This window comes from Helicobacter sp. (genome assembly GCF_017502485.1).
Taxonomy (GTDB): Bacteria; Campylobacterota; Campylobacteria; order Campylobacterales; family Helicobacteraceae; genus Helicobacter_B.
Genome location: NZ_JAFVUX010000031.1, coordinates 51,055 through 68,805, shown reverse-complemented (window position 1 = coordinate 68,805; position 17,751 = coordinate 51,055). Strand labels below are relative to the sequence as shown.

The following is a 17,751-nucleotide window of genomic DNA, read 5'->3' as shown; positions in this document are numbered from 1 at the left end:
TTTTTAGTGAGTGTAGTGATAAGCACTCGCTCATTTTTAGTTACTCTAAGCTGTATCTCATCGTATAAATCAAGCACTTGATTATCACTATCTCGCACTTCATAGAGTGGATCAAGTAGCCCTGTTGGGCGGATAATTTGCGTCCATTTTATCACTAGAGATAGCGCGGTAAAAAACATTATCCACTCTACTTCTTTGCTTATCCTTGAGATAAAGACTTTAAAAAACCCCTGTGGAAGTTCTTTTGTTTTTAGAATAAATTAGGCGTTTTATATGATAAATTTGGCGAGAAGCCTTTAAAAGCTATCAATGACTAGAGGCGCGAGAAAAGGAGCTTTCACGCATATGAATGAACTTTTTGCGCTACTCTTAAGCGTGATGAGGGTAAGGAATTGAAAAGAAACCATCACAATCGTTAATGCCACTGGGTATAAATTACAGCTGGACTTGAAAGCTTATATAAAAAGAGAGTGAGAGTATTTTATCCGCATATACAAATAGACAATATCTATATCAATAAGCTCACAATGGGCACTATCGTTAATATAACTCTGTGGTGTGGTATGGGAAAAAGTAGGGATATTTTCATTACCAAGCTGTTGTTTTTTTGGGCGTGTGCGCTAGTGTGATAAAACAGAGATAGATAACTAATCTTATCTGTCAAACTGCTACTAAAAAGGCTAAAGTCATTATGTGCTATAAGCCTTTGCTCAATGGGTACTTTGGGATTTTGTATTATCATAATGAAAAATCTTTGGAGCATTTCTTGCCATCGGTATGGAAATTTAGGTGCCCGCGTTTTGAACACAGTAAGCCTATCGTCAAAAACAACATAGGGAGAGTAAATGGAAGTGGCGCAAATTATACTGTTTATTAGCTTCAATACTATTATCGATTTTTATTTACAAGAAAAATAACACCACATAAGATTGCTTTTTAGACGGTCGATCGCTAGGTTATGCAGTTTTAGTGTTTAGTGCGAGTGCTAGTGATATGGGTAGCTGGCTTCTGATGGGGTGTCGGGGCTTTGTATGTGGGTGGATTGGCGGAGAGTCATATTACTTGGGGCTTAGTGCGAGTGGGCTTCTTGATTTGAGCTTTGTGGCTAAAGACTTAAGATCTACATATGTCTCATAGTGGATAGCATTACAATCCCTGATTATTTTGAAAGCACTTTTTGACTATGAGTGCTTTAATCATTGTGTCTTTAGTAATGTAGGAAGTCTTGGTGGCTATGATGAGGCGGTGAAGATCGTGGCAGAGATTAAGCCTAAAACTCTAGCTCAACTTTAGCAAAAGACTTTTATCGCCACATTTCAAGTGAGATGTTTGCTCGTAACTAGTGATAAAATTGGTAGATTCTTGGTTTTGCTTGTGTAGTCATTGCATTTTAATCTCCATGGATTAAAGATTCTAGTATCTTTAAATTGGTTCTGTGATGCTTTTTTATTCTTTTGGAGCAGAATAACACGCGCGGGAGCTATTGCTGGAATGATAACAGGCATAGTAGTGGTGATTATTGTAAGTTTTATGACAAGTGTGCGTCCGGGGATCAAAGCGATTTATGAGAAGATCATAGCCAATCTATAATCTTTCGGTAGCTAGATTCTAGGTGGGGTGGAGATAAAATCTAGCGCGAGCGCATTTCATCGTAGTATGAACGCACAGCACTGTCAAATGCCTGCTGCAAAAACCCTTCTTTGTGCAATATAGAAAGCTCTTTGTTGAGCCAAGCAAGCAGGCTTGTATTTGTGCTTTTAACCAGTGGCTTTATGGGGTAGGGGTCTCCTAGTGCACGGACACTTATGGTAAAGTCTGGATTCTGCTGCACAAGCAGTGTGATGATTGCATTATCTTCGGCAAAATACGACAAGTCATCTCGCTCAAATATCGTTAAGCACTCGCGTAAATCAGCACAAGTTTGCAAGGTAACTTTTGGGTAGTTAGCTTGGAAATATGCTTGTGCTACAGAGCTACTACGCACAAGGATTGTTGCATTAGCGAGCTCTTGTATGCCTTGGGGTTGATTGACTTTGCCCATAACACTAATAGTTGTGTAGATGTATGGGGTGGCAAATGCGATAGCGTTTGATTGTGGGTCGTGTATGTTAGAGAGAATAATATCAAGCCCCAAAGAATCTAAAAGTTCAAGTCCCTGTGTATTTGTAGCGATACCAAAGCGCACGCGATTTTCATCGCCCAGGAGATCTTTGGCAAGCTTTCTGCCAAGTAGCACTTCAAGCCCAGCAAATTCACCACTGGAATCTACATAGCCAAATGGCGGGGTAGCCTTGGATATGCCAATGTGTAGCACACGCCGATCCTTGATGGATTCTAGAGAGTTTTCACACCCAAATATGGCAAATGTCAAGCATATTCCAGCGCATACAGCCAACGCAGTTTTCCATAGATTCTGCACTTCTGCCCCTTGCTGATGATTCTAGTGCTTGTATTGTAAAACACATTCAGCAACAAATAATACACAGCCAAGTAGAAATACGATAAGATTTCGCTTGAATCAAGCCGAAGGAAGCCCGATGAAAAAACTAAATGTGCTATGGTGTGCCACTATGTGTTTTCCTTATTTTATATATGCCACTTCACATTCTCTCGCTGAAGAAGGAGGGCTTGGGCATAAGCTCCAAGTACTTCTAGCAAGCACGCTCCTGGCTATAGAGTCTGTTCTCCCAGCATTTTGCGCAACTTTGATGTGTGCGAAAATCCTATTAAGTTTTGCCATCTTTGTGCTTTTGTGGTTATGTCGATCATCTCTTGCTCAACTTGTCATTTATCTCATTGATATGCTTTTGCATTTGTCTCGCCAAGATGTGCAGACAAGAAAGCAGATCCAGCAAAGCTTAATGAAGCCTATTTCACTTTTTTTGCTTGTTGTTGGTATCAACATTTCACTTGATGTGTTGTATTATCCAGCTACATCCCCCCACGCGCTAGAAGTGTGGTTTAAAGTTGCTTATGTTATTAATGGGGCGTGGTTTGTCATTATTGTATCGCGGGGCTATGTTGCGACATTTCTCACAAATCTAGCACAACAAAAGATTGATCACTTCCGTAAGGAAGTGATCAATCTTTTGTTAAAGATTGGCTATTTTATCATTGTTGTCATCGCATTGCTTTGGATTCTAAAGATTTTAGGATTCAATATATCTGCCATTATTGCTTCACTTGGGCTTGGTGGATTAGCAGTGGCTCTTGCAGTTAAGGATATGCTGGCTAACTTCTTTGCATCTGTAATGTTGCTTTTTGATAATTCCTTTTCACAGGGTGAGCGTATAGAATGTGGGGGGATTGATGGGGTCGTTGTAGAAATGGGCTTGCGGCGCACGACCATCCGCACTGGAGACAATGCGCTTGTGCTTATACCTAATGCAGAATTGGCGAACAAATCTATCATAAATTGGAGTCGTCGCAAGGCAGGTAGGCGCATTCGCCTTTCTATTGGACTTACTTATGGCACACCGCCTGATAAGATTCTGCAATGTATAAAATCTATCAAGGCTATGCTTCTTGCCCATCCACTCATTGCCAAAGAATCCACAACACAGCAGGCATTAGACTATGCCCTGCATTTGAAAAAAAACATTATTTCTCTTGATGACTATTTGGGTTACAAGCATTCTGTCTATGTAGTACTCGATGAGCTGGCTGATAGTTCGATAAATATACTGGTTTATTGTTTTAGCAAGGGCGTGAGCTTGGAAGAGTATCTCCTAGCAAAGGAACAGGTGATTGTGGAGATTTTACGTATCATTGATGGTCTTGGGCTATCTCTTGCTTTTCCAAGTCAAAGTCTCTATGTGGAAGCTTTGCCCCATGTTGATGATCCAAAGCCTTCTGGCTAGAATCTGCTTTTTTGGTTGGGTGAGAAGCAAAAGAGGGCGAGTTAATTTGGTTGCCATCTTACCATCTTGACAAGATAAAATTATTATTATACAATCCAGAATTTTTATTGTGCTGGTTTAGCTCAGTTGGTAGAGCATCTGCCTTGTAAGCAGAGGGTCGGGGGTTCAAGTCCCTTAACCAGCTCCATTTCAAACCCTAACAGACTTTTCTGATTCAGTGTTTGACCAGTTTTTTTGCCGATATGGTGAGTTACTCAAGTGGCCAACGAGGGCAGACTGTAAATCTGCTGACTTTTGTCTTCCGTGGTTCGAATCCACGACTCACCACCATTCTTTAAGGTTAGCCTTGGATATGGTTTGTAAAGCATTTTTGCGGGAATAGCTCAGTTGGCTAGAGCATCAGCCTTCCAAGCTGAGGGTCGCGGGTTCGAGCCCCGTTTCCCGCTCCATACTGGGAGCTGAAGTAATTCTATAATATATACTGCTCTCAATCTATTTTGTGCCCATATAGCTCAGTGGCAGAGCACTTCCTTGGTAAGGAAGAGGTCGGCGGTTCAATCCCGCTTATGGGCTCCAGTTTTTCTATTAGTTTTGTTGTAGTCTTTATTTTTGTGTAAAGAAATAAGGATTATAATCAGGACTTAAATTCATTTTTAGGAGACTTTTATGGCAAAGGAAAAATTTGTCAAGAATAAGCCCCATGTCAATATTGGGACAATTGGGCATGTTGATCACGGGAAAACGACTTTGAGTGCTGCTATATCCGCCGTTCTTGCGACAAAGGGTCTTGCAGAGATGAAAGATTATGACAAAATTGATAATGCCCCAGAAGAGCGAGAAAGAGGTATCACTATCGCAACTTCTCATATCGAGTATGAAACAGAAAATCGCCACTATGCACATGTGGATTGTCCGGGGCATGCTGACTATGTAAAGAATATGATTACAGGGGCAGCGCAAATGGATGGGGCTATTCTTGTTGTTTCTGCAGCTGATGGTCCTATGCCTCAGACTCGCGAACATATTTTGTTGTCTCGACAAGTGGGTGTTCCCTATATCGTAGTCTTTTTGAATAAGCAGGATATGGTTGATGATCAAGAATTGCTTGATTTGGTAGAGATGGAAGTTAGAGAGCTTCTTAGCGCATATGATTTCCCCGGAGATGACACTCCTATTGTGGCTGGGTCAGCTCTTAAGGCTTTGGAAGAGGCTAAAGCTGGTAATGTCGGTGAATGGGGGCAAAAAGTTTTAGACTTAATGACAAAGGTTGATGAGTATATTCCTACTCCAGAGCGTGATACAGAAAAGACTTTTCTTATGCCAGTGGAAGATGTGTTCTCAATTGCTGGACGCGGAACTGTTGTAACAGGTAGAATTGAGAGAGGTGTGGTTAAGGTTGGTGATGAAGTAGAGATTGTCGGTATCCGAGATACACAAAAGACAACAGTTACCGGCGTAGAAATGTTTAGAAAAGAACTAGATAAGGGTGAGGCTGGCGATAATGTGGGTATTTTACTACGAGGAACCAAGAAAGAGGAAGTAGAGAGAGGTATGGTTCTTTGTAAGCCTGGGTCAATTACTCCACATAGTGAATTTGAGGGTGAGATTTATGTTCTTTCCAAAGATGAGGGTGGGAGACATACGCCATTCTTCAACAATTATCGCCCGCAATTCTATGTGCGTACTACCGATGTAACAGGATCTATCAAATTGCCAGATGGTGTAGAAATGGTTATGCCAGGTGATAATGTTAAGATTACTGTTGAGCTCATTAACCCTATTGCACTTGAACTCGGGACTAAGTTTGCGATTCGCGAAGGTGGCAGAACTGTCGGTGCCGGTGTTGTAAGCAAAATTATTAAGTAGTCAGGGCTTTTGATATGGCTAAGGGTAATGTAGTAAAAATTGGTTTGAAATGTTCGGAGTGTGGAGATATTAATTATAGCACGACGAAAAATGTTAAAACAAAAACGGAAAAACTGGAGCTCAAAAAGTTCTGCCCTAGGCTCAATAGGCATACTATTCATAAAGAAATTAAGCTTAAAAGCTAGAGTAATAACTCTAGCTTTTTAGGTCAGTAGCTCCAATGGTAGAGCGTCGGTCTCCAAAACCGGTTGTTGGGGGTTCGAGTCCCTCCTGACCTGCCATTATTTAGCAACAGTTTAAGGTAAGATAATGAGAAAAATAATTACTTATTATAAAGTAGCAAAAGAAGAGCTTCTTAAGGTTGTTTTTCCTACGAAAGAGCAGATACGAAATGCCTTAATATCTGTGGTAGTTGTGGTAGTTGTGGTAGCTTTATTTTTGGGTCTAGTCGATCTTATTTTGTTTGCTTCTGTGTCTAAATTTTTTGGGGATTAGGAGTATTGTTATGTCGCTAGGTTGGTATGCTATACAAACATATTCTGGGAGTGAGCAGTCTGTAAAGAAAGCTATTGAGAATCTTGTTCAAGAGTATAATCTTCAAGATAGAGTGAGAGAGATAGTTGTTCCTACAGAAGATATCTACGAAGTCAAAGATGGAGCAAAGAAAATAAGTGCGAGAAGTATATATCCTGGGTATGTATTTATACATGTTGATTTGGATACATCACTTTGGCATACGATACAATCTCTTCCTAGGGTTGGTGGTTTTATTGGCGAGAGCAAGAAGCCAACTCCGTTGAGTGAAGCTGATATTGCCCATATTTTGGAAAAAAATACAAATCGTGCAGCACCTAAGCCGAAGATATCTTTTGATCCTGGAGAGGTTGTACGAATCAATGAAGGTCCTTTTGCTAATTTTACAGCAACAGTGGAAGGCTATGATGTCGAGCATAAAAAATTGAAGCTCAATGTTTCTATTTTTGGTAGAAATACGCCAATAGAGATCTTGTATTCACAAGTAGAAAAAATAGTTTGATTGAAAGGTAAAAAATGGCAAAAAAAATAGTAGGTGAGTTAAAACTTCAAATTCCAGCAGGGAAGGCAAATCCTTCACCTCCTGTTGGACCAGCTCTTGGACAGAGAGGCATTAATATTATGGAGTTTTGTAAGGCTTTCAATGAGAAAACTAAAGATATGGGTGACTTTAATATACCGGTCATTATAACTGTTTATCAAGATAAAAGCTTTGCCTTTATCACCAAAAAGCCACCTGTAACAGACTTGATTAAAAAGGCTTCTGGTATAGCTAAGGGCTCTGACAATCCATTAAAAAACAAAATAGGCAAGTTGTCATCAAAACAACTTCAAGAGATTGCTGAAGCGAAAATGGAAGACCTTAATGCAAATGACATAGAGGCGGCAAAGAAGATTGTCGCCGGGTCTGCGCGAAGTATGGGCATAGAAATTGTAGAGTAAATTGTGGAAGGTATAGATTATGAGAAATAAGGTAGCAAAGAGAATCCAAAACTTAGCCGAAAAGATTGATGCAAATAGGTTTTATGATATAGACTCTGGTATTAGTGTTGTTAAATCGCTTGCATCGGCTAAATTTGATGAAACGGTGGAGTTAGCTCTACGACTTGGAGTAGATCCTCGCCATGCGGATCAAATGATTCGTGGTGCTGTTGTTTTGCCACATGGGACAGGAAAAAAGGTTCGTGTAGCAGTATTTGCTAAGGGAACTAAGGCTGATGAAGCCAAAGATGCTGGGGCGGATGTTGTGGGAGATGATGATTTGGCGGAAGAAATTAAAAATAACAATATCAATTTTGATATTGTTATTGCTACGCCAGACATGATGGCTCTTGTTGGGAAGGTCGGTAGAATTTTGGGACCAAAAGGCTTGATGCCTAATCCCAAGACAGGTACTGTTACAATGGATGTAAGTAAAGCTGTGTCTAATGCAAAGAGTGGGCAAGTGAATTTTCGAGTCGATAAGAAGGGTAATATTCACGCGCCAATAGGCAAAGCTAGTTTTTCTGAAGAAAAGATTAGGGATAATATGCTCGAGTTAGTAAAAACGATCAATAGGCTTAAACCATCTAGTGCAAAGGGTAAATTTATCCGAGGTGGTGCGCTTTCCTTGACAATGTCTCCTGCTGTTAAGCTTGATGCGCAGATTCTTATGGATGTAAAGTAATAGATCTATCGACTTGTTTATCTTAGACTAATGACTACAAGGGCGCGAGCTTAATAATTTTCCTTGTATAAGTCTTGTCTGAAAGGAGGAAAAATGACCAAAGTTCAGAAGCAAGAAATGGTTGAGATGCTTACGCAGGAGTTTAAGAACACCCAAGCTTTGCTTGTGTGTGATTACAAAGGGACGGATGTTAAGTCTTTAGAAGAGTTGCGTCGCAATGCTAGGCAAGTAAATGTGAAAGTGCAAGTTATTAAGAATACTCTAGCACGCATTGCTTTAAGAGATTCTGGTATGCCCGAATTAGATATTAAGAACACAAATATATTTATTTGGGGAGAAGATCAAATCTCTCTCGCCAAGGTTGTTGTGAAATTTGCCGAAGCGAATGCAGAGAAGTTTGCCATTAAAACTGGTAGCTTCGATGGGCAGAAAGTCAATAAAGATCATATTATTTCTGTATCTAAGCTTCCAAGCAAAGAAGAGCTTATCGGTATGCTTTTGTCTGTTTGGATAGCTCCGGCGCGCTATTTTGCGACAGGGCTAGACAATTTACGAAAGCAAAAAGAACAAAACTAATAGCAGAGTTGTGCTAAAAAATTAAGGAGTTGTAAAATGGCTATTACAAAAGAAGATGTTTTAGAGTATATTAGTGGGCTTTCTGTCCTAGAGCTTTCAGAGCTTGTAAAGGCTTTTGAAGAAAAGTTTGGTGTTAGTGCTACACCAACAGTGGTGGCTGGTGCAGCTACTGGTGGTGCAGCTACTGGTGGTGTAGAAGAGAAAACAGATTTTAGTGTTGTTCTTGTGGAAGCTGGTGCCAACAAAATTAATGTCATCAAAGTGGTGCGGGAAATTACTGGTCTTGGACTTAAAGAAGCGAAAGATGCGACAGAAAAAACTCCACACACACTTAAAGAGGGTGTCAATAAAGACGAAGCAGAGACATTTAAGAAAAAACTTGAAGAAGCTGGCGCGAAAGTTGAAATTAAATAGTTTTGCTTGTGCTTACTCCTATATTTGGGTAGTCAAATATAGGAACCATGTTTTTGGGCTATCTGCATTTGGGGTGCCCTATGAGAGTGTATGATTGTGTATTCTCATAGAGTGCCGATCTCTACTACCCTGCATTTTTAAGGATTATATTATGGTAAAAAAAGAAATAAGCAATAGACTTCGTGTTGATTTCTCTCAACGGCAGAGACTAGAAGTTCCAAACTTGTTGCTCTTACAGAGAGATAGTTATGATTCTTTTTTGTATGCGAAAGATGGCAAAGAAAGTGGAATTGAGAAAGTTTTTAAATCAATATTTCCTGTCCAAGATGCTCAAAATCGTATTACTCTCGAATATGTTGGGTGCGAGTATGGCAAACCAAGATATACCGTTAGAGAGGCGATGGAGAGAGGTATAACCTACGCTATACCTCTAAAAATCAAAGTTCAGCTCATTCAATGGGAAAAAGATGAAAAAGGTGAAAAATTAGCACCAAAAGATATCAAGGAGCAAAGCATCTTTGTCCGTGAGATACCATTAATGACCGATAGAACATCTTTTATTATTAATGGCGTGGAGCGTGTGGTTGTCAATCAGCTGCACAGGAGTCCGGGTGTAATTTTTAAGCAAGATGAATCAACAAGTACCGCTAGCAAGCTAACTTATATGGGGCAAATTATTCCTGATCGCGGTTCTTGGTTGTATTTCGAGTATGACTCTAAAGATACACTTTTTGTCCGAATTAATAAGCGCAGAAAAGTTCCGGCTACTATATTTTTCCGTGCGCTTGGGTATAGTAAAGTAGATATTTTAAAAATGTTTTATCCTCTCCTTAAAATCAGGATAGAGAAGGGTAAATTTCTTCTCCGGTTTAATCCGTTAGATTTTGAGGGAAGGGTAGAGTTTGATCTCAGAAACATTAAGGGTGAGGTCATTGTAGCCTCTGGCAAGCGTCTTAGTGCTAGAAAGGCACAAGAACTTAAGACTAATGGGCTAGACTGGGTTGAGTATCCAATAGAAACTTTGGCAAATAGATATTTGTTTAGCCCCATTGTTGATAAAAAAACTGGTGAGGTGATTTTTGACACATTAACACAGCTTGATGATGCCAAGATCAAAAAGCTCAATGAGTTGAAAATTAAAGAGTTCGTCATTGTTAACGATTTGGCAATGGGTCTTGATGCATCAATTATCAATTCATTTATTGCTGAAACAGAATCTCTAAAACTCCTTAAGCAAACAGAGAAAATTGATGACGAAAATGATTTGGCTGCCATCCGTATTTATAAGGTTATGCGACCCGGAGAACCTGTAACAAAAGAGGTTGCCAAGCAGTTTGTGCGCCGACTATTTTTCGATGCGGAATCTTATGATCTGACGCGTGTCGGTCGTATGAAAATGAACCACAAGCTTGAGCTAAAGGTCCCGAACTATGTAACGGTTCTTACACACGAAGATATTATAGAGACAACGCGCTATCTTATGAAAGTGCGAAATGGTGATGGCAGGATTGATGATAGAGACAATCTTGGTAATCGTAGAATTAGGGCTATTGGTGAGCTGTTGGCAAATGAGTTACACGCTGGCTTAGTTAAAATGCAAAAGGCTATCAAAGATAAGCTTACTACGATGAGCGGGACATTTGATGCTGTTATGCCTCACGATCTCATTAATGCCAAGATGATCACAAGTACTATTATGGAGTTTTTTACGGGTGGACAACTTTCGCAGTTTATGGACCAAACTAACCCACTTTCCGAAATCACTCATAAGCGCAGATTATCCGCATTAGGAGAGGGGGGACTTGTTAAAGAGCGCGTTGGTTTTGAGGCTCGCGATGTTCACCCTACACATTATGGTAGAATTTGTCCTATTGAGACTCCAGAGGGGCAAAATATAGGGCTTATCAATACCATCGCCACTTTTACACTTGTTAATGACTTGGGTTTCATAGAAGCCCCTTATAGAAGGGTTGTCAATGGCATGGTGACCGATGAGATTGTCTATCTCACCGCCACGCAAGAAGATGGCAAGGTGATTGCTCCAGCAAGCACCAAGCTAGATTCTAACAACAATATTGTTGATACACTCATTGAGACGCGTTGCGGTGGCGAGATTGCTTTGCGTAAATCAGATGAGGTAGAGTTTATTGACTTGAGTCCGCGTATGCTTGTGGGTGTTGCAGCAAGTTTGATTCCTTTTTTGGAGCACGATGATGCAAATCGAGCTCTTATGGGGTCAAATATGCAGCGACAGGCTGTGCCACTGCTGAAGCCCGATGCTCCAATTGTAGGGACAGGTATTGAGCAAATTATTGCTAGAGATTCCTGGGAGGCTGTCAAGGCTATTCGTGGAGGTGTTGTTGAAAAAATAGACGCGAGAAACATTTACATTTTAGGCGAAGATTCTAGCGGTGCCTATATTGATGGCTACTCATTGCAAAAAAATCTGCGCACCAATCAAAATACATGTTTTGCTCAGCGCCCTATTGTTAAGCGAGGTGATATAGTAGAGGCTGGGCAAATTATCGCTGATGGTGCTAGTATGGATATGGGCGAGTTAGCGTTGGGAAAAAATATCCGCGTTGCCTTTATGCCTTGGAATGGTTACAACTTTGAAGATGCAATTGTTGTTAGCGAGCGACTCATCAAAGAAGATGCTTTCACATCTGTGCATATTTATGAGAAGGAAGTGGAAGCTAGAGAGCTTAAGCATGGCACAGAGGAGATTACAGCTGATATACCTGGGGTGCATGAAGAAGAGATAGCTCATCTGGATGAGAGCGGGATTGTGAAAATTGGGACTTATGTTACAGCAGGAATGATTCTTGTTGGAAAAGTTACGCCAAAAGGGGAGGTAAAACCCAGTCCAGAAGAACGATTGTTGCGTGCAATATTTGGTGAAAAAGCAGGGCATGTTGTAAATAAATCTTTGTATTGCCCACCTTCATTAGAGGGAACAGTCATTGATGTGAAAATTTTCACCAAAAAAGGTTATAAGAAAGACGCTAGAGCTATTAGTGCTTACGAGCAGGAGAAATCTATTTTAGATATTGAGCATCACGATCGTTTGACGATGCTTAATAAAGAAGAGTTGCTTCGTGTAGGCAGTATGCTTTCTAAGCAGGAGCTAAGTGCAGATGCAACGATTAATGAGAAGAAGTATAAAAAGGGGCAGAAAGTTCCAAAAGCCGAAATAGCAAAAATCAACCGCTTTGCCCTAAATACGCTTATAAAAAGTTATAGCAAGACTGTCCAGGGTAAATATGAGAAGATTAAGGCGAATTTCCTTGAGCAGAAAAAGACATTAGGAGAGGAGCACGAAGAAAAGCTATCTATACTTGAAAAAGATGATATTTTGCCAAGCGGTGTTGTTAAGCAAGTGAAAATTTATATTGCCACAAAACGCAAACTCAAAGTGGGAGATAAGATGGCTGGACGACATGGAAATAAAGGTATTGTAAGCACCATTGTTCCTGCTGTCGATATGCCTTATACCGCTGATGGCGAGCCAATAGACATTGTTCTAAATCCACTTGGCGTGCCTAGTCGTATGAATATTGGGCAGATTCTAGAAGTGCATTTGGGACTTGTGGGGAAAAATTTGGGAAATCAGCTGGCCGAGATTCTTGAGAGTCAGGCAGTTGATTTTGTCCAACAGCTTCGACAAAAAATGATTACAATTGCAGAATTGACTAACGATGAAGATTCTGCGATGATTCAGTTTATTAAAGAGTGTAAAGATGCTGAATTACTTAGTTATGCAAGGGACTGGAGCAATGGAGTGAAGTTTGCTATCCCTGTTTTTGAAGGCATTACTCAAGAGAAGTTTAATAGGCTCTTTGAAGAAGCTAAGATTGATATGGATGGAAAAGTTGAGCTTTATGATGGGAAGACGGGTGAAAGGATACGCGAGAAAGTTAATGTCGGCTATATGTATATGCTCAAACTCCATCATCTCGTTGATGAAAAAGTTCATGCTCGTAGCACCGGTCCTTATAGTATTATTACTCAGCAACCAGTGGGTGGAAAGGCTCTTTTTGGTGGGCAAAGATTTGGAGAAATGGAGGTTTGGGCACTAGAGGCTTATGGGGCGGCTCATACGCTCAAAGAGATGCTTACGCTTAAATCTGATGATATTGTCGGACGTGAGAATGCCTACCGCTCTATCACCAAAGGTGAGCCAGTAGGTGAGTCGGAGATTCCGGAGACATTTTATGTTCTCATTAAGGAGTTGCAAGCCCTTGCTCTTGATGCAAATGTGTTTGACAATACCCTTGATGAAAATGGCAATCCCAAAGCTCTAGAAGTAAAAGAAGACAATCGTCCAAAAGATTTTAGCTCTTTCCAGCTTGTGTTGGCTAGTCCAGAAAAGATACGATCGTGGAGTCGAGGTGAAGTCAAAAAGCCAGAAACGATAAATTATCGCACATTGAAGCCAGAGCGTGATGGACTTTTTTGTACCAAGATATTTGGACCAGTGAGAGACTATGAATGTCTATGTGGCAAGTATAAAAAGCCTCGTTATAAGGGTATGGTGTGTGAAAAATGTGGCGTGGAAGTAACTAGCTCAAAAGTGCGTCGATCAAGAATGGGGCACATTGATTTGGTAACGCCAGTGGCACATATCTGGTATGTTAGCTCTCTTCCTAGTCGTATTGGCACTTTGCTTGGTGTAAAAATGAAGGATTTGGAGCGCGTGCTGTATTATGAAGCATATATTGTTAAAGATCCGGGCGAGGCATTTTATGATAATGAATCTACTAAACCGGTGATGAAATACGATGTTCTCAATGAAGAACAATATCAAAACATCTATCAACGTTTTAGCGATAGAGGGTTTGTTGCGCAAATGGGTGGAGAAGCGGTAAAAGAGCTTCTTGAGCAACTCGATTTAGCGGCTCTTCTTGTTTCGTTGCGTGAAGAAGTAAAATCCACTAATTCCGAGGCGAAGAAAAAGAGTATTGTTAAGCGATTAAAAGTTGTGGAAAGCTTTATGAATTCTGGTAATCGTCCAGAGTGGATGATGCTTACCGTGTTGCCTGTCTTGCCACCAGATTTGCGTCCACTTGTTGCGCTAGATGGTGGGAAATTTGCTGTTAGTGATGTCAATGATTTGTATCGTCGTGTGATTAATCGCAATCAGCGTTTAAAGCGCCTTATGGAGCTTGATGCGCCGGAAATTATTGTGCGCAATGAGAAGCGTATGCTTCAAGAAGCTGTGGATGCACTCTTTGATAACGGGCGTAATGCCAATGCCGTTAAGGGTGCCAATAAACGACCTCTCAAATCGCTTTCAGAGATTATCAAAGGTAAGCAGGGTAGATTCCGCCAGAATTTGCTTGGGAAGCGGGTAGATTTTTCTGGGCGAAGTGTTATTGTTGTGGGACCAAATTTAAGAATGGATCAATGTGGGTTGCCCAAAAATATGGCACTTGAGTTGTTTAAACCTCACTTGCTTGCCCGTTTAGAAGAAAAGGGCTACGCAAGCACGCTGAAGCAGGCTAAAAAAATGATTGAGCAAAAGACAAATGAAGTGTGGGAATGCTTGCAAGAGATTGTTGATGGATATCCTGTATTGCTTAATCGTGCTCCCACGCTTCATAAGCAGTCTATCCAAGCTTTTCATCCAAAACTAATTGATGGTAAGGCTATTCAGTTGCACCCTCTTGTTTGTTCGGCGTTTAATGCGGATTTTGATGGCGATCAAATGGCTGTGCATGTGCCTCTAAGCCAAGAAGCTATTACGGAGTGCAAGGTGCTGATGTTGAGCTCAATGAATATTCTCCTTCCAGCGAGTGGTAAGGCTGTTGCGGTGCCCAGTCAAGATATGGTATTGGGGCTTTATTATCTCTCCTTGGAGAAAAAGGGAGTAAAAGGCGAGCATAAGCTATTTGGTGATATTAATCAAATTGTGATTGCTATCGATGCGGGTGAGCTTGACATTAACGCTAAAATACAGACTGTCATCAACCGCTATCCTGTAACAACTACTGCTGGACGAATGATTTTACGCTCCATCTTGCCAGATGTTGTGCCTATTGATTTATGGAATAAGGTTTTAAAGAAAAAGGACATTGGTGCTCTCGTTGATTATGTGTATAAAGAGACTGGCATAGGAGCAACGGCAGCTTTCTTAGATGATTTGAAAAACCTAGGTTTTACTTATGCAACTAAGGCTGGGATTTCGATCTCTGCTGCTGATATTATCATACCTGATGATAAAGATGAGATTATCTCACAGGCTCGAGAGAAAGTGCGTAAGCTACAAGATGACTTTGAGCATGGAGCAATGACTGAAGCGGAGCGATACAATAAGACAATTGATTATTGGACAGAAGCTAGCAAGCAGCTTGGAGAGAAGATGAGTACCATTATCGCCCAAGATAAAGAAGGGTTTAATTCTATCTATATGATGGCGGATTCTGGCGCAAGAGGTAGCGCAGCGCAAATACGGCAGCTTTCTGCTATGCGTGGTCTTATGGCAAAACCAGATGGAACTATTATTGAGACACCTATTGTGTCAAACTTTAAAGAGGGGTTAAATGTTTTAGAATACTTTAATTCTACTCACGGGGCGCGTAAAGGGCTTGCGGATACAGCATTAAAGACAGCTAACGCAGGGTATTTAACAAGAAAGCTTATTGATGTAAGTCAGAATGTTAAAATTTCCATGGAAGATTGCGGAACACACGAGGGTTGTGAGATAAGCGATATTATTGATGGATCAGAGTTGCTAGAGCCCTTGGAAGAGAGAGTGTTTGGGCGGGTGTTAGCAGCAGATGTTATTGACCCTGTTACGAATGAAGTGCTCTTTAGCGCGGAGACATTGATTGATGAAAAAGCTGCAAAGCGCATTGTTGAAGCCAATGTAAAATCTGTCATCATACGTAATTCTGTTACCTGTAAGGCACCAAAGGGTGTATGTGCTAAATGTTATGGTATCAATCTTGGTGAGGGTAAGATGGTGCGCCCAGGCGAAGCAGTCGGTGTTATTGCCGCGCAGTCTATTGGTGAGCCTGGCACCCAACTTACACTGCGCACATTCCATGTTGGCGGAACTGCGAGCAGAACTCAAGAAGAGAAAGAAATTAGAGCGGAGAGAGAAGGTTTTATTCGCTACTATAATATTAAGACCTATAAAAATAAAGATGGCAAAAACATCGTCATTAATCGCAGAAATGCCGCCGTTCTTGTTGTGGAGCCAAAAATCAAGGCTCCATTTGATGGGACTTTGTATGTAGAAACGGCACACGATGAGATCGTCATAATGGTCAAAAACGGTAAGCAAGAGAAAAAGTATGTTGTGCGTAGGAGTGATGTTGCCAAGCCAAATGAGCTTGCAGGGGTTAGTGGTAGGCTTGAGGGTAAGTTGTATATAGCGCATGAGAGTGGTTACAAAGTTGCCAAGGGGGGCAGTATTGTTGATATTGTGAAAGATGGCTGGAATGTGCCTAATCGCATCCCTTATGCGAGTGAGATTATCGCCCAAGATAATGCTCCTATTAGTCAAAAAATCTACTCCAAGGAGCAAGGGGTTGTCAAATACTACTTGCTAGAAGGAGATCATTTAGAGCGTGTGCATGATTTCAAGCAGGGAGATATTGTTACAGAAAAAGGCATCTTCGCTGTTATTGCAGATAAACACGACAGAGAGGCGACAAGGCATTATATTGCTAGAGACTCTAAGATTCTAGTAGATGATAATAGTCGAGTTGAGGTGGATACACTTCTTGCAGAGCCAGCACACGATGTAAATAATCTCGTTGCAACTTGGGATTCTTATAATACAATTACCATTAGTGACATTGATGGCGTCGTCTCCTTTGAAGATATTGTGCTTGGGCTTACAGCGACCGAGCAAGAAGACAAGACTGATGGTAAGAAAAAATTAAAAATTAATGATTACATACCGTCAGGCTTCAAGCCAAGCATAATTATCACAAATGGTAAAGATATAAGACGCTATGCTCTTGAGCCCAATACAACCATCGCTCCAGAAGTGGTTGATGGGGCTAAAGTAACTAAGGCTGATGAGTTAGCCAAGACGCCAAAAGCAGTTGCTAAATCACGGGATATTACGGGTGGTTTGCCCAGGGTTGCGGAGTTGTTTGAGGCGCGTAAGCCTAAAGATTCTGCGATCTTATCGGATATTGATGGGGTCGTTAGTTTTGGTAAATCTATCCGCAATAAAGAGCGCATTATAGTTACTGCCCAAGATGGTGGAGTGAGCGAATATCTTGTTGATAAAAGCAAGAGAATCCTAGTGCATAAGGATGAGTTTGTCCATGCTGGTGAAGCTTTGACCGATGGTATTACATCGAGTCACGATATTTTACGCATTGGTGGCGAAAAAGAGTTGTTGCATTTTATTGTTAATGAAGTGCAGCAAGTTTATCGCGGTCAGGGGGTTAACATTGCAGATAAACACATTGAAGTGATTGTATCGCAAATGTTGCGTCAAGTACGCATTGTTGATCCGGGCAATACGCGTTTTATCGAGAATGATCTTGTTAGTAAGCGTCATTTCAAAGAGGAAAATGAGCGCATCATGAGGCTTGGTGGTGAGCCAGCCATAGCAGAGCTTGTCTTGCTTGGTATTACGCGTGCAGCGATAAGTAGTGATTCTATTATTTCAGCAGCATCTTTCCAAGAGACGACAAAGGTTTTAACAGAGGCAAGTATTTCAGCCAAGAAAGATTTCTTGGAGGATTTAAAAGAAAATGTTGTTCTGGGAAGAATGATTCCAGTTGGGACAGGATTATATAAAGATAGAAACTTTATTGTTAAAACCAAGGAATTGGATTCTTGGAATCTAAGAGAAATAAAAGATTAGAT

The 17,751-nt window shown here is 40.8% G+C and carries 12 protein-coding genes and 5 tRNA genes; 16 read left to right on the top strand and 1 reads right to left on the bottom strand.

Features of this window, described 5'->3' with window-relative positions:
• Positions 1-1,164: 1,164 nt before the first annotated feature.
• Positions 1,165-1,293: a hypothetical protein gene (locus IKB69_RS07145; protein WP_290947800.1), complete on the top strand. Its 129-nt coding sequence runs from the start codon at positions 1,165-1,167 to the stop codon at positions 1,291-1,293.
• 337 nt (positions 1,294-1,630) lie between these two features.
• On the opposite strand, the gene IKB69_RS07140 is transcribed toward IKB69_RS07145, so the two are convergent.
• Entirely contained in the window at positions 1,631-2,419 is a 789-nt protein-coding gene (locus IKB69_RS07140) for a transporter substrate-binding domain-containing protein (RefSeq protein WP_290947798.1), read from the bottom strand.
• A 118-nt stretch (positions 2,420-2,537) separates the two neighbouring features.
• On the opposite strand from IKB69_RS07140, the gene IKB69_RS07135 reads away from it, so the two are divergent.
• The 15 genes from IKB69_RS07135 to IKB69_RS07065 all read left to right on the top strand — a co-directional run bounded on the left by IKB69_RS07135 (position 2,538) and on the right by IKB69_RS07065 (position 17,749).
• Positions 2,538-3,860 carry a mechanosensitive ion channel domain-containing protein gene (locus tag IKB69_RS07135; protein WP_290947796.1) on the top strand — a complete coding sequence of 441 codons (1,323 nt, stop codon included), beginning with the start codon at positions 2,538-2,540 and terminating at the stop codon, positions 3,858-3,860.
• 111 nt (positions 3,861-3,971) lie between these two features.
• Positions 3,972-4,047 (top strand) — tRNA-Thr (locus IKB69_RS07130).
• A gap of 57 nt (positions 4,048-4,104) precedes the next feature.
• A tRNA-Tyr gene (locus tag IKB69_RS07125) sits at positions 4,105-4,190 on the top strand.
• A 42-nt stretch (positions 4,191-4,232) separates the two neighbouring features.
• Positions 4,233-4,309: transfer RNA gene (locus IKB69_RS07120), tRNA-Gly, on the top strand.
• 52 nt (positions 4,310-4,361) lie between these two features.
• Positions 4,362-4,436, top strand: a tRNA-Thr gene (locus IKB69_RS07115).
• Between the two features lie 90 nt (positions 4,437-4,526).
• Positions 4,527-5,726 (top strand): elongation factor Tu, encoded by a 1,200-nt coding sequence (gene tuf / locus IKB69_RS07110; RefSeq protein ID WP_290947794.1) that lies wholly within the window; start codon positions 4,527-4,529, stop codon positions 5,724-5,726.
• A gap of 14 nt (positions 5,727-5,740) precedes the next feature.
• Entirely contained in the window at positions 5,741-5,911 is a 171-nt protein-coding gene (gene rpmG, locus IKB69_RS07105; RefSeq protein WP_290947792.1) for a 50S ribosomal protein L33, read from the top strand.
• A gap of 20 nt (positions 5,912-5,931) precedes the next feature.
• Positions 5,932-6,007: transfer RNA gene (locus tag IKB69_RS07100), tRNA-Trp, on the top strand.
• A gap of 28 nt (positions 6,008-6,035) precedes the next feature.
• Complete coding sequence (gene secE / locus IKB69_RS07095; RefSeq protein WP_290947790.1) at positions 6,036-6,221, top strand: preprotein translocase subunit SecE; 186 nt, start codon at positions 6,036-6,038, stop codon at positions 6,219-6,221.
• Positions 6,222-6,231: 10 nt separating this feature from the next.
• The gene (nusG, locus tag IKB69_RS07090; protein ID WP_290947788.1) at positions 6,232-6,762 is read left to right on the top strand and encodes a transcription termination/antitermination protein NusG; all 531 of its coding nucleotides are present in this window, start codon (positions 6,232-6,234) and stop codon (positions 6,760-6,762) included.
• 14 nt (positions 6,763-6,776) lie between these two features.
• Positions 6,777-7,202 carry a 50S ribosomal protein L11 gene (gene rplK, locus IKB69_RS07085; RefSeq protein ID WP_290947786.1) on the top strand — a complete coding sequence of 142 codons (426 nt, stop codon included), beginning with the start codon at positions 6,777-6,779 and terminating at the stop codon, positions 7,200-7,202.
• A gap of 19 nt (positions 7,203-7,221) precedes the next feature.
• Positions 7,222-7,926, top strand: a complete 705-nt coding sequence (gene rplA, locus IKB69_RS07080; RefSeq protein ID WP_290947784.1) for a 50S ribosomal protein L1 — start codon at positions 7,222-7,224, stop codon at positions 7,924-7,926.
• A 93-nt stretch (positions 7,927-8,019) separates the two neighbouring features.
• Entirely contained in the window at positions 8,020-8,502 is a 483-nt protein-coding gene (rplJ, locus tag IKB69_RS07075; protein ID WP_290947782.1) for a 50S ribosomal protein L10, read from the top strand.
• A 36-nt stretch (positions 8,503-8,538) separates the two neighbouring features.
• Entirely contained in the window at positions 8,539-8,916 is a 378-nt protein-coding gene (gene rplL / locus IKB69_RS07070; RefSeq protein WP_290947780.1) for a 50S ribosomal protein L7/L12, read from the top strand.
• Between the two features lie 151 nt (positions 8,917-9,067).
• Positions 9,068-17,749, top strand: a complete 8,682-nt coding sequence (locus tag IKB69_RS07065; RefSeq protein ID WP_290947778.1) for a DNA-directed RNA polymerase subunit beta/beta' — start codon at positions 9,068-9,070, stop codon at positions 17,747-17,749.
• Positions 17,750-17,751: the final 2 nt, after the last annotated feature.